The sequence below is a fragment of the Kineococcus sp. AC630 genome (genome assembly GCF_979255925.1).
The window spans coordinates 54,186-67,886 of the sequence record NZ_CEEDMJ010000002.1; the positions used below are offsets into that span (position 1 = coordinate 54,186).

A 13,701-nucleotide genomic window follows, 5' to 3' on the forward strand; every position below is an offset into this window, starting at 1 on the left:
CGCCGTGGGAACGACCGAGCGGGGCGGGTAGTGCACAGAGTTCGCAGGCCCGTGGAAGGACCACTCTTGGCTGCCTCGCTTCCAGCGTCCGCACCGAACCGCACGTACATCGGCAACAAGGCACCGCGCACGATCTCCGGTCGATACTCCTTCGGCAAGATCCACGAACCACTGGAGGTCCCCGACCTCCTCGCGCTCCAGACGGACAGCTTCGACTGGCTGCTCGGCAACAAGCGCTGGCAGGACCGGGTCGAGGCCTCCACCAACGGTGGGCTCGCCGTCCCGACGACCTCCGGTCTGGAGGAGATCTTCGAAGAGATCTCCCCGATCGAGGACTTCTCGGGCTCCATGTCGCTGTCGTTCCGCGACCACCGCTTCGAGCCGCCGAAGTACTCCCTCGACGACTGCAAGGAGCGCGACCTCACCTACTCCGCGCCCCTGTTCGTCACGGCGGAGTTCATCAACGGCAACACCGGTGAGATCAAGTCGCAGACCGTCTTCATGGGCGACTTCCCGCTCATGACCGAGCGCGGCACCTTCGTCATCAACGGCACCGAGCGCGTCGTCGTGTCGCAGCTGGTCCGCTCGCCGGGCATCTACTTCGAGCGCGTGCCGGACAAGACGTCCGACCGCGACACCTGGACCGCGAAGATCATCCCTTCGCGCGGTGCCTGGCTCGAGTTCGAGATCGACAAGCGCGACACCGTCGGCGTCCGCGTCGACCGCAAGCGCAAGCAGTCGGTCACGGTCCTGATGAAGGCCCTGGGCTGGAGCGAGTCCCAGATCCGCGAGGAGTTCGCCGACTACGAGTCGATGATCTCCACGCTGGAGAAGGACCACACCTCGGGCGTCGAGGACGCGCTGCTGGACATCTACCGCAAGCTGCGTCCGGGTGAACCGCCGACGCAGGAGGCCGCGCGCAACCTGCTCGACAACCTGTACTTCAACCCCAAGCGCTACGACCTGGCCAAGGTCGGCCGCTACAAGGTCAACAAGAAGCTGGGCACCGAGGAGCCGCTGTCCGACAGCGTCCTCTCCGTCGACGACATCGTGCGCACCATCAAGTACCTGGTGAAGCTGCACGCCGGCGAGGTCACCATGCCGGGCGTCAAGAACGGGCAGCCCATCGAGGCGCGCGTCGAGGTCGACGACATCGACCACTTCGGCAACCGCCGTCTGCGCAGCGTCGGCGAGCTCATCCAGAACCAGGTCCGCACCGGCCTGTCCCGGATGGAGCGCGTCGTGCGCGAGCGCATGACGACCCAGGACGTCGAGGCGATCACGCCGCAGACGCTGATCAACATCCGTCCCGTCGTGGCCTCCATCAAGGAGTTCTTCGGGACGTCGCAGCTGTCGCAGTTCATGGACCAGACCAACCCGCTCGCGGGTCTGACCCACAAGCGCCGTCTCTCGGCGCTGGGCCCGGGCGGTCTCTCCCGTGAGCGCGCCGGCATGGAGGTCCGCGACGTCCACCCGTCGCACTACGGCCGCATGTGCCCGATCGAGACCCCGGAAGGCCCGAACATCGGCCTGATCGGTTCGCTCTCGTCCTACGGGCGCATCAACCCGTTCGGCTTCATCGAGACCCCGTACCGCAAGATCAAGGACGGGATCGTCTCCGACGAGGTCGAGTACCTCACCGCCGACGAGGAGGACGCCTTCGTCATCGCGCAGGCCAACGCCCCGCTCGACGAGGACTCCCGCTTCGCCGAGGCCCGCGTCCTGGTGCGCGCCAAGGGTGGTGAGACCGAGTTCGTCCCGCGCGACGAGGTCGACTACATGGACGTCGCCGCCCGGCAGATGGTCTCCGTCGCGACCGCGATGATCCCGTTCCTCGAGCACGACGACGCGAACCGCGCGCTCATGGGCGCGAACATGCAGCGTCAGGCCGTCCCGCTGGTCAAGTCCGAGGCGCCGCTGATCGGTACCGGCATGGAGTTCCGTGCCGCGGTCGACGCCGGTGACGTCGTGGTGGCCTCCAAGGCCGGTGTCGCGACGGACGTGTCCGCCGACATGATCACGACGACGAACGACGACGGCACCTCGACGACCTACAAGGTCGCGAAGTTCCGCCGCTCCAACCACGGCACCGCCTACAACCAGCAGGTCGTCATCAACGAGGGCGACCGCGTCGAGGTCGGGACGGTCCTCGCGGACGGTCCCTCGACCGAGGGCGGCGAGATGGCGCTCGGACGCAACCTGATGGTCGCGTTCATGCCGTGGGAGGGCCACAACTACGAGGACGCGATCATCCTGTCGCAGCGCCTCGTGCAGGACGACGTCCTCTCCTCGATCCACATCGAGGAGCACGAGGTCGACGCCCGCGACACCAAGCTCGGGCCCGAGGAGATCACGCGGGACATCCCGAACGTGGCCGAGGAGGTGCTGGCCGACCTCGACGAGCGCGGGATCATCCGCATCGGCGCCGAGGTCCGTGACGGCGACCTGCTCGTCGGCAAGGTCACGCCCAAGGGCGAGACCGAGCTCACCCCGGAGGAGCGCCTGCTGCGCGCCATCTTCGGCGAGAAGGCCCGTGAGGTCCGCGACACCTCGCTGAAGGTGCCCCACGGCGAGACCGGCACCGTCATCGGCGTCAAGGTCTTCGACCGCGACGAGGGCGACGAACTGCCCCCGGGCGTGAACCAGCTGGTCCGCGTCTACGTGGCGAACAAGCGCAAGATCACCGACGGTGACAAGCTCGCCGGTCGTCACGGCAACAAGGGCGTCATCTCGAAGATCCTCCCCGTCGAGGACATGCCCTTCCTCGAGGACGGCACGCCCGTCGACGTCATCCTCAACCCGCTCGGTGTCCCGTCCCGCATGAACGTGGGTCAGGTCCTCGAGCTCCACCTCGGCTGGATCGCCAGCCGCGGCTGGAAGATCGAGGGCGAGCCGGACTGGGCGAAGCTCATCCCCGAGGAGATCCGCTCGGCCCCGGCCGGCTCCCGCATCGCGACCCCCGTCTTCGACGGTGCGCGCGAGGAGGAGATCACCGGTCTGCTCAGCTCGACCATCCCGACCCGGGACGGGGACCGTCTGGTCCAGGGCGACGGCAAGGCGCAGTTGTTCGACGGTCGCTCCGGGGAGCCCTTCCCGGAGCCGGTCGCGGTCGGCTACATGTACATCCTGAAGCTCCACCACCTGGTCGACGACAAGATCCACGCCCGTTCGACCGGTCCGTACTCGATGATCACCCAGCAGCCGCTGGGTGGTAAGGCGCAGTTCGGTGGACAGCGCTTCGGCGAGATGGAGGTCTGGGCCCTCGAGGCCTACGGCGCCGCCTACGCCCTGCAGGAGCTGCTGACGATCAAGTCCGACGACGTGCTCGGCCGCGTGAAGGTCTACGAGGCCATCGTCAAGGGCGAGAACATCCCTGAACCGGGCATCCCCGAGTCCTTCAAGGTGCTCATCAAGGAGATGCAGTCGCTCTGCCTGAACGTGGAGGTCCTCTCCTCCGACGGCATGGCCATCGAGATGCGCGACAGCGACGAGGACGTCTTCCGGGCGGCCGAGGAACTGGGCATCGACCTGGCCCGACGCGAGCCCAGCAGCGTCGAAGAGGTCTGACGGGGTGCGGGCCGGGGGAGTACCCCCGGCCCGCCACCGCCGGACGAACGGAGCCCCTGAGGGGTTCCACGGACAGAGTCAGACCTCGGAACACACGACAGAAAGAAGATTCCGTTGCTCGACGTCAACTTCTTCGACGAGCTGCGCATCGGGCTTGCCACCGCGGACGACATCCGCACGTGGTCGCACGGTGAGGTCAAGAAGCCCGAAACCATCAACTACCGCACCCTGAAGCCCGAGAAGGACGGACTCTTCTGCGAGAAGATCTTCGGCCCCACCCGGGACTGGGAGTGCTACTGCGGCAAGTACAAGCGCGTCCGCTTCAAGGGCATCATCTGCGAACGCTGTGGTGTCGAGGTCACGCGCGCCAAGGTGCGTCGTGAGCGCATGGGCCACATCGAGCTCGCCGCTCCCGTCACCCACATCTGGTACTTCAAGGGTGTCCCGAGCCGTCTGGGCTACCTGCTCGACCTCGCGCCGAAGGACCTCGAGAAGGTCATCTACTTCGCCGCGTACATGATCACGTCGGTCGACGACGAGGGACGTCAGCGCGACTTCTCCTCGCTCGAGGCCCAGATCGAGGTCGAGAAGCGTGAGGTCGAGAACCGTCGGGACTCCGACGTCGAGACCCGCGCCAAGACGCTCGAGACCGACCTGGCCGAGCTCGAGGCCGAGGGCGCGAAGTCGGACGTGCGCCGCAAGGTGCGCGAGTCCGCCGAACGCGAGATGGCGCAGATCCGCCGTCGCGCCGACGCGGAGATCGACCGTCTGACCACGATCTGGGACCGCTTCCGCACCCTCAAGGTCCAGGACCTCGAGGGTGACGAGGTGCTCTACCGCGCCATGCGCGAGCGCTTCGGCCTGTACTTCGAGGGCGGCATGGGTGCGGCGGCGCTGCAGAAGCGTCTGCAGGACTTCGACCTCGAGGCCGAAGCCGAGTCCCTGCGCGAGACCATCGCCACCGGCAAGGGGCAGCGCAAGACGCGTGCGCTCAAGCGCCTCAAGGTCGTCTCGGCGTTCCTCACCACCCGGAACTCGCCCGAGGGCATGGTCCTCGACTGCGTCCCGGTCATCCCGCCGGACCTGCGCCCGATGGTGCAGCTCGACGGTGGCCGCTTCGCGACGTCGGACCTGAACGACCTCTACCGCCGCGTCATCAACCGCAACAACCGGTTGAAGCGCCTGCTCGACCTCGGGGCTCCCGAGATCATCGTGAACAACGAGAAGCGCATGCTGCAGGAGGCCGTCGACGCGCTGTTCGACAACGGCCGCCGCGGCCGGCCGGTGACCGGGCCGGGCAACCGCCCGTTGAAGTCGCTGTCCGACATGCTCAAGGGCAAGCAGGGCCGGTTCCGCCAGAACCTGCTCGGCAAGCGCGTCGACTACTCGGGCCGTTCGGTCATCGTCGTCGGCCCGCAGCTGAAGCTGCACCAGTGCGGTCTGCCCAAGCAGATGGCCCTGGAGCTCTTCAAGCCCTTCGTCATGAAGCGGCTCGTCGACCTCAGCCACGCGCAGAACATCAAGTCGGCCAAGCGCATGGTCGAGCGCGCCCGCCCGGTGGTCTGGGACGTCCTGTCCGAGGTCATCACCGAGCACCCCGTGCTGCTCAACCGCGCGCCCACGCTGCACCGCCTCGGCATCCAGGCCTTCGAGCCCCAGCTGGTCGAGGGCAAGGCCATCCAGATCCACCCGCTCGTCTGCACCGCGTTCAACGCGGACTTCGACGGTGACCAGATGGCCGTGCACGTGCCGCTGAGCGCGGAGGCGCAGGCCGAGGCCCGCATCCTCATGCTGTCGTCGAACAACATCCTCAAGCCGGCGGACGGTCGCCCGGTGACCATGCCCACCCAGGACATGATCATCGGTCTGTACCACCTGACCGCCGACCGGGACGACGTCGCCGGGGAGGGCCGTCAGTTCTCCTCGCTGGCCGAGGCGATCATGGCCTTCGACGGCAAGCAGATGAACCTCAACGCCAAGGTGCGCATCCGTCTCTCGGGTGTCGTCCCGACGGCGAACATGGCGCTGCCCGAGGGCTGGGAGCAGGGCCAGGACCTCGACGTGGAGACCACGCTGGGTCGGGCGCTGTTCAACGAGACGCTGCCCGTCGACTACGAGTACGTGAACGTCGTCGTCGACAAGAAGCAGCTCTCGACGATCGTCAACGACCTCGCCGAGCGCTACCCGAAGGTCCAGGTGGCGGCGACGCTGGACGCCCTCAAGGAGGCCGGTTTCCACTGGGCCACCCGGTCGGGCACCACCGTCTCCATCGCCGACGTCGTGACCCCGCCCAACAAGCAGGCGATCCTCGAGCGCTACGAGGCCAAGGCCGAGAAGGTCCAGCAGCAGTACGAGCGCGGTCTGATCACCGACGACGAGCGTCGCCAGGAGCTCATCGAGATCTGGACCCAGGCCACCAACGAGGTCGCGAAGGACCTCGAGGCGGCGATGCCGACGCACAACACGATCCACCGCATGGTGAGCTCGGGTGCGCGAGGCAACTGGATGCAGATGCGTCAGCTCGCCGGCATGCGTGGCCTGATGGCGAACCCGAAGGGCGAGATCATCCCCCGCCCGGTCAAGGCCTCGTTCCGCGAGGGCCTGACCGTGGGTGAGTTCTTCATCACCACGCACGGCGCCCGCAAGGGGCTGGCGGACACCGCGCTGCGGACCGCCGACTCCGGGTACCTGACCCGTCGTCTCGTCGACGTCTCCCAGGACGTCATCGTCCGCGAGGACGACTGCGGCACCTTCCGCGGTCTGGCCATGCCCATCGCGGAGAAGAACTCCGACGGCACCCTGCGTCGCCACGACGACGTCGAGACCAGCGTCTACGCACGCACGCTGGCCACCGACGTCTCCGTCGACGGCGAGGTCGTGCTGCCGGCCGGTTCCGACCTCGGTGACGTGGTCATCGACGCCCTGGTCGCCCAGGGGGTCGAGAGCCTCAAGGTCCGCTCGGTGCTCACGTGCGAGTCGCGCGTCGGCACCTGTGCCCGCTGCTACGGCCGTTCGCTGGCCAGCGGCAAGCTCGTCGACATCGGCGAGGCCGTCGGCATCGTCGCGGCCCAGTCGATCGGCGAGCCCGGTACCCAGCTGACGATGCGTACCTTCCACACCGGTGGTGCCGCGTCCGAGGCCGGTGACATCACGCACGGTCTGCCGCGCGTGGTCGAGCTCTTCGAGGCCCGCACCCCCAAGGGGAACGCGCCGATCTCCGAGGTGTCGGGACGCACCCGCATCGAGGACACCGACAAGGGTCGCAAGATCGTCGTGACCCCCGACGACGGTGCCGAAGAGGTCGAGTACCCGGTGACGCGTCGTCAGCGGCTCCTGGTCGAGGACGGCACGCACGTCGAGGTCGGGCAGAAGCTCGTCCAGGGTGCGGTCGACCCCAAGCAGGTGCTGCGCATCCTCGGCCCGCGCCGGGTGCAGATGCACCTGGTCGACGAGGTGCAGGAGGTCTACCGCTCCCAGGGCGTGTCGATCCACGACAAGCACATCGAGGTCATCGTCCGCCAGATGCTCAAGCGGGTGACGATCATCGAGCAGAACGGCTCCGAGCTGCTGCCCGGTGAGCTCGTCGAACGTGCGCGCTTCGAGGAGGAGAACCGTCGGGTCATGGCCGAGGGCGGTCAGCCGTCCTCCGGTCGTCCGGAGCTGATGGGGATCACGAAGGCGTCGCTCGCGACGGACTCGTGGCTCTCCGCCGCCTCCTTCCAGGAGACGACGCGGGTCCTCACCAACGCCGCCATGGAGGGCAAGAGCGACCCGCTCCTGGGCCTCAAGGAGAACGTCATCATCGGCAAGCTCATCCCGGCCGGCACGGGGCTTCCCCGCTACCGCAACGTCCGGGTCGAGCCCACCGAGGAGGCCAAGGCGCAGATGTACTCGGTGCCCGGCTACGACGACGTGGACTACGCGCAGTTCGGTGTGGGCTCCGGCCAGGCCGTCCCGCTCGAGGAGTTCGACTACGGCTCCAGCGACTACCGCTGAGCAGTCCCACCGGGCCGTCCCCGTCCCCCGCAGCGGGGGAGGGGGACGGCCCCTCGGTGGGGGCTGCCCGAGCGTCCCCCACCTCGTTTTGACCATCGCCAGACGCGGCGGGTAGTCTCGTGTCCGCTTGACACGAGCGCGCCCGCAGCCCGGTGACAGGACGTCACCACCGCGGGACCTCGACCGAACGACACGCCCGACCTCGTGGGTCGGCGGGGGTCGAGCGCCGCCCACGACGGGTAGCGCGTCCCGATGACATCAGCCGACACACAAGATCGAAAAAGACGGAGACAGGGTGCCCACCATCCAGCAGCTGGTCCGCAAGGGCCGGGAGGACAAGGTCGTCAAGACCAAGACGCCCGCCCTGAAGGGCAGCCCGCAGCGACGCGGCGTGTGCACGCGCGTGTACACAACGACCCCGAAGAAGCCGAACTCGGCTCTGCGCAAGGTCGCCCGCGTCAAGCTGACGAGCGGCATCGAGGTCACCGCCTACATCCCGGGCGTCGGCCACAACCTCCAGGAGCACTCGATGGTCCTGGTGCGTGGCGGTCGAGTGAAGGACCTCCCCGGTGTCCGCTACAAGATCGTCCGCGGGTCGCTCGACACGCAGGGCGTGAAGAACCGCAAGCAGGCCCGCAGCCGCTACGGCGCGAAGAAGGAGAAGAGCTGACATGCCGCGCAAGGGCCCCGCACCCAAGCGTCCCCTCGTGGTGGACCCCGTCTACCAGTCTCCCCTGGTGACGCAGCTCGTGAACAAGATCCTCCTCGACGGCAAGAAGTCCGTCGCCGAGTCCATCGTCTACGGCGCGCTCGAGGGTGCCCGTGAGAAGACCGGTGGCGACCCCGTCGTCGTGCTGAAGCGCGCGCTGGACAACGTCAAGCCTGCGATCGAGGTCAAGTCCCGCCGCGTCGGTGGTTCGACCTACCAGGTGCCCATCGAGGTGCGCCCCACGCGTTCCACGACGCTGGCGCTGCGCTGGCTCGTGGGCTACTCGCGTCAGCGTCGCGAGAAGACGATGACCGAGCGTCTGCTCAACGAGATCCTGGACGCCTCGAACGGCCTCGGTGCCGCGGTGAAGCGTCGCGAGGACACCCACAAGATGGCCGAGTCGAACCGGGCCTTCGCGCACTACCGCTGGTGACCCCAGCGCCTGGCACGGTCGGCTCGTCCGACCGTGCCGGCCGACTCACCCCCTCGATCCCAGGGAAGAGGCAGTAAACCGTGGCACAGGACGTGCTGACGGACCTGACCAAGGTCCGCAACATCGGCATCATGGCTCACATCGACGCCGGCAAGACCACGACGACGGAGCGGATCCTCTTCTACACGGGGATCAACTACAAGATCGGCGAAGTGCACGACGGCGCGGCCACGATGGACTGGATGGCGCAGGAGCAGGAGCGGGGCATCACCATCACCTCCGCAGCCACCACCTGCTTCTGGGAGGGCACCCAGATCAACATCATCGACACCCCGGGCCACGTGGACTTCACGGTCGAGGTCGAGCGCTCGCTGCGCGTCCTCGACGGCGCGGTCGCCGTCTTCGACGGCAAGGAAGGTGTCGAACCGCAGTCCGAGACGGTGTGGCGGCAGGCGGACAAGTACGACGTCCCCCGCATCTGCTTCGTCAACAAGATGGACAAGCTGGGCGCCGACTTCTTCTTCACCGTCGACACCATCAAGGACCGCCTTGGTGCGGAACCCCTCGTGATGCAGCTCCCGATCGGTGCCGAGAACACGTTCTCCGGCATGATCGACCTCGTCTACATGCGTGCTCTCACGTGGCACGGTGAGGTCCAGATCGGTGCGGACTACACCATCGAGGAGATCCCGGCCGAGCTGCAGGAGCAGGCCGAGGAGTACCGCGCGAAGCTCGTCGAGCGCGTCGCGGAGACCGACGAGACCCTCCTGGAGAAGTACCTCGGCGGCGAGGAGATCACGCCCGAGGAGATCAAGGCTGCGGTCCGCAAGCTGACGATCAACTCCGAGCTGTACCCGATCTTCTGCGGCTCCGCGTTCAAGAACAAGGGCGTGCAGCCCATGCTCGACGCGGTCATCGACTACCTGCCCTCGCCGCTCGACGTGAAGCCGATGGTGGGCCACAAGGTCGGCGACGAGTCCGTCGAGATCATCCGCAAGCCCGACGCGACGGAGCCGTTCTCGGCCCTGGCGTTCAAGGTCGCGGCACACCCCTTCTTCGGCAAGCTGACCTACGTCCGGGTGTACTCCGGCGTGGTCGCGGCCGGCTCCGCGGTCGTGAACTCGACCAAGGGGAAGAAGGAGCGCATCGGGAAGCTCTTCCAGATGCACTCCAACAAGGAGAACCCCGTGGACGAGGCCCGTGCGGGTCACATCTACGCGATGATCGGCCTGAAGGAGACGACGACGGGGGACACCCTCTCCGACGCCGCCCAGCAGGTCGTCCTCGAGTCGATGACCTTCCCGGAGCCCGTGATCTCGGTCGCCATCGAGCCGAAGACCAAGGGCGACCAGGAGAAGCTCGGTACCGCGATCCAGCGCCTGGCCGAAGAGGACCCGACCTTCCAGGTCGAGCTCGACCAGGAGACCGGTCAGACGATCATCAAGGGGATGGGCGAGCTCCACCTCGACATCCTCGTCGACCGGATGAAGCGCGAGTACAAGGTCGAGGCCAACGTCGGCAAGCCCCAGGTGGCTTACCGCGAGACCATCCGTCGGGCGGTCCTCAAGGAGGACTACGTCCACAAGAAGCAGACGGGTGGTTCGGGCCAGTACGCGAAGGTCCAGGTCTCCATCGAGCCGCTGGACACCGCCGACGGCACGTTCTACGAGTTCGTGAACGCCGTCACCGGTGGTCGCGTCCCGCGTGAGTACATCCCCTCCGTGGACCAGGGCATCCAGGAAGCCATGCAGGAGGGTGTCGTCGCGGGTTACCCGCTCGTCGGCATCAAGGCCTCCCTCAACGACGGTGCGGCGCACGACGTCGACTCGTCGGAGATGGCCTTCAAGATCGCCGGCAAGATGGTTCTGCGCGAAGCTGTCCGCAAGGCGCAGCCCGTGCTCCTCGAGCCGGTCATGGCCGTCGAGGTGCGCACGCCCGCCGACTACATGGGCGAAGTCATCGGCGACCTGAACTCCCGCCGTGGGCAGATCGAGTCCATGGACGACGTCAGCGGGGCCAAGCTCGTCAAGGCCACCGTCCCGTTGTCGGAGATGTTCGGCTACGTCGGCGACCTCCGGTCCAAGACCCAGGGCCGCGCGGTCTACTCGATGCAGTTCTCCAACTACGCTGAAGTTCCGCGGAACGTGGCGGAAGAGATCGTCAAGAAGGTCCGCGGGGAATGACCCGCTCCTGACAGACCCGGGGGAGCGGTCCACCAGGACCGCTTCCCCACCCTGCACGACCCCTGGACCACCACCGCGTGGGCCAGTGACCAGCCAGGTCACCCACCCACCCGTTGACCGGGTCGGGAAGAAAACGATAGTCCGAGGAGGACCCCCAGTGGCGAAGGCGAAGTTCGAGCGGACCAAGCCGCACGTCAACATCGGCACGATTGGTCACATCGACCACGGGAAGACGACGTTGACCGCGGCGATCACCCGCGTGCTGCACGACAAGTTCCCGGAGCTGAACAAGGCCTCGGCGTTCGACCAGATCGACAAGGCCCCTGAGGAACGTCAGCGCGGCATCACGATCTCGATCGCACACGTCGAGTACCAGACCGAGGCGCGTCACTACGCCCACGTCGACTGCCCGGGTCACGCGGACTACATCAAGAACATGATCACGGGTGCGGCCCAGATGGACGGTGCGATCCTCGTGGTCGCGGCGACCGACGGCCCGATGCCGCAGACCAAGGAGCACGTCATCCTGGCTCGCCAGGTCGGCGTCCCCTACATCGTGGTCGCGCTGAACAAGGCCGACATGGTCGAGGACGAGGAACTCCTCGAGCTCGTCGAGATGGAGGTGCGTGAGCTCCTCACGTCCTACGAGTTCCCCGGTGACGACCTCCCCGTCGTCCGCGTCTCGGCGCTGAAGGCGCTCGAGGGCGACGCCGAGTGGGGCGAGAAGCTCATGGAGCTCATGGACGCGGTCGACACCGCGATCCCCGAGCCCGAGCGCGCCATCGACCAGCCGTTCCTGATGCCGATCGAGGACGTCTTCACGATCACCGGCCGCGGCACCGTCGTGACCGGGCGCATCGAGCGTGGCGTCCTGAACGTCAACCAGGAGGTCGAGGTCGTCGGCATCCGTCCGACGTCCGCCAAGACCACCGTGACCAGCATCGAGATGTTCAACAAGATGCTGGACAGCGGCCAGGCCGGCGACAACGCCGCCCTGCTCCTGCGTGGCCTCAAGCGTGACGACGTCGAGCGTGGCCAGGTCGTGGTCAAGCCCGGCAGCATCACGCCGCACACCGAGTTCGAGGGCCAGGCGTACATCCTGTCCAAGGACGAGGGTGGCCGTCACACGCCGTTCTACAACAACTACCGTCCGCAGTTCTACTTCCGGACGACCGACGTCACCGGCGTCGTCTCGCTGCCCGAGGGCACCGAGATGGTCATGCCCGGCGACAACACTGAGATGAAGGTCGACCTCATCCAGCCGATCGCCATGGAAGAGGGCCTGAAGTTCGCCATCCGTGAAGGTGGCCGCACCGTCGGCGCCGGCCGGGTCGTGAAGATCCTCAAGTGAGTTGATCCGTCGGGGGAGGTCCACCCTCTCCCGACGGGACGCTCCGCCAGACGGAGGGGCGGGTCCACTCGGACCCGCCCCTTCGTCGTGCAGCGCAACGCGTTGCAGACCACGCAGTAGCCACCACCGTTGCTGCCGCTGACTCGATTCGCCAACGGCCCCCTCCGTCTGGCAAACTGTCGGAGTTGCCGCGCCGCTGGTCCGCGCCTGGATCACGATTCCACCCGATCCGGGGACCGGACCAGGACCACGGAGCGTCAACCGCGAACGTCGAACGTCTCGTACGGGCGGCGGACGGTTCACCTGGACCTCCAGGGCAACCTGAACAGGACGACAGGACCAATCCGGGCAACCGGGAGACGGTGAAGATCGTGCGGAAGTGCGACACGCCCGACCTCGGGGGTCGGAGCACCAGCAGGTGCACCGCGCCGTGCGCGAGTCAGTAGCGGTACGAAGAGAGAGAGTCAGACGACGCCATGGCGGGACAGAAGATCCGCATCAGGCTCAAGGCCTACGACCACGAGGTCATCGACAGTTCGGCGCGCAAGATCGTCGACACGGTGACCCGGACGGGCGCCTCGGTCGCTGGGCCCGTGCCGCTGCCGACCGAGAAGAACGTCTACTGCGTCATCCGCTCGCCGCACAAGTACAAGGACAGCCGCGAGCACTTCGAGATGCGCACACACAAGCGCCTCATCGACATCATCGACCCCACGCCGAAGACCGTCGACTCGCTCATGCGACTCGACCTCCCGGCCGGTGTCGACATCGAGATCAAGCTCTGAGGGATTCCAACACCATGAGCGACAGGCAAGTGCGAGGGGTGCTCGGCACCAAGCTCGGCATGACGCAGCTGTGGGACGCGGACAACCGCATCGTTCCCGTGACCGTCGTCAAGGTCGAGCCCAACGTCGTCACCCAGATCCGCACCACTACCGACGACGGCTACGAAGCCGTCCAGCTGGCCACCACGGCCATCGCGCAGCGCAAGGCGAACAAGCCTGCTGCCGGCCACTTCGAGAAGGCCGGCGTCGCGCCGCGCCGTCACCTGGTGGAACTGCGCACGACGGACGCCGCGGAGTACTCCCTGGGACAGGAAGTCACCGCTGAGGCCTTCGCGGCCGGCGCCACCGTCGACGTGGTGGGCACCACCAAGGGCAAGGGCTTCGCCGGTGTCATGAAGCGTCACGGCTTCCACGGCGTCGGCGCCTCCCACGGTGCGCACCGCAACCACCGCAAGCCCGGGTCGATCGGCGGCTGCGCCACCCCGGGTCGCGTGTTCAAGGGCATGCGCATGGCCGGCCGCATGGGTGCGGCTCGCCAGACCACCCAGAACCTGACCGTGCAGGCCATCGACGTGGAGAAGGGTCTGCTGCTCATCACGGGCGCGATCCCCGGTCCCCGCGGCGGCCTCGTGCTCGTCAAGAGCGCGTCCAAGGCGCGCGTGAAGGAGGCCTGAGCC

General features: G+C 67.2%; 8 protein-coding genes. All 8 read left to right on the forward strand.

What is annotated here, in order from left to right; translation table 11 throughout:
• The first annotated feature begins 66 nt into the window (after positions 1 to 66).
• The 8 genes from rpoB to rplC all read left to right on the forward strand — a co-directional run bounded on the left by rpoB (position 67) and on the right by rplC (position 13,698).
• Positions 67 to 3,567, forward strand: a complete 3,501-nt coding sequence (gene rpoB / locus AC0I8G_RS02140) for a DNA-directed RNA polymerase subunit beta (protein WP_328294639.1) — start codon at positions 67 to 69, stop codon at positions 3,565 to 3,567.
• Between the two features lie 114 nt (positions 3,568 to 3,681).
• The gene (locus AC0I8G_RS02145) at positions 3,682 to 7,563 is read left to right on the forward strand and encodes a DNA-directed RNA polymerase subunit beta' (protein ID WP_471728494.1); all 3,882 of its coding nucleotides are present in this window, start codon (positions 3,682 to 3,684) and stop codon (positions 7,561 to 7,563) included.
• A gap of 295 nt (positions 7,564 to 7,858) precedes the next feature.
• The gene (gene rpsL / locus AC0I8G_RS02150) at positions 7,859 to 8,233 is read left to right on the forward strand and encodes a 30S ribosomal protein S12 (RefSeq protein WP_012084987.1); all 375 of its coding nucleotides are present in this window, start codon (positions 7,859 to 7,861) and stop codon (positions 8,231 to 8,233) included.
• A gap of 1 nt (position 8,234) precedes the next feature.
• Positions 8,235 to 8,705, forward strand: a complete 471-nt coding sequence (rpsG, locus tag AC0I8G_RS02155; RefSeq protein WP_328294641.1) for a 30S ribosomal protein S7 — start codon at positions 8,235 to 8,237, stop codon at positions 8,703 to 8,705.
• An 80-nt stretch (positions 8,706 to 8,785) separates the two neighbouring features.
• Complete coding sequence (gene fusA / locus AC0I8G_RS02160; protein ID WP_471728495.1) at positions 8,786 to 10,888, forward strand: elongation factor G; 2,103 nt, start codon at positions 8,786 to 8,788, stop codon at positions 10,886 to 10,888.
• Positions 10,889 to 11,045: 157 nt separating this feature from the next.
• Positions 11,046 to 12,239 carry an elongation factor Tu gene (tuf, locus tag AC0I8G_RS02165; protein ID WP_328294643.1) on the forward strand — a complete coding sequence of 398 codons (1,194 nt, stop codon included), beginning with the start codon at positions 11,046 to 11,048 and terminating at the stop codon, positions 12,237 to 12,239.
• Positions 12,240 to 12,715: 476 nt separating this feature from the next.
• Complete coding sequence (rpsJ, locus tag AC0I8G_RS02170; RefSeq protein ID WP_012084982.1) at positions 12,716 to 13,024, forward strand: 30S ribosomal protein S10; 309 nt, start codon at positions 12,716 to 12,718, stop codon at positions 13,022 to 13,024.
• A 14-nt stretch (positions 13,025 to 13,038) separates the two neighbouring features.
• Positions 13,039 to 13,698, forward strand: a complete 660-nt coding sequence (gene rplC, locus AC0I8G_RS02175; protein WP_328294644.1) for a 50S ribosomal protein L3 — start codon at positions 13,039 to 13,041, stop codon at positions 13,696 to 13,698.
• Positions 13,699 to 13,701 lie beyond the last annotated feature (3 nt).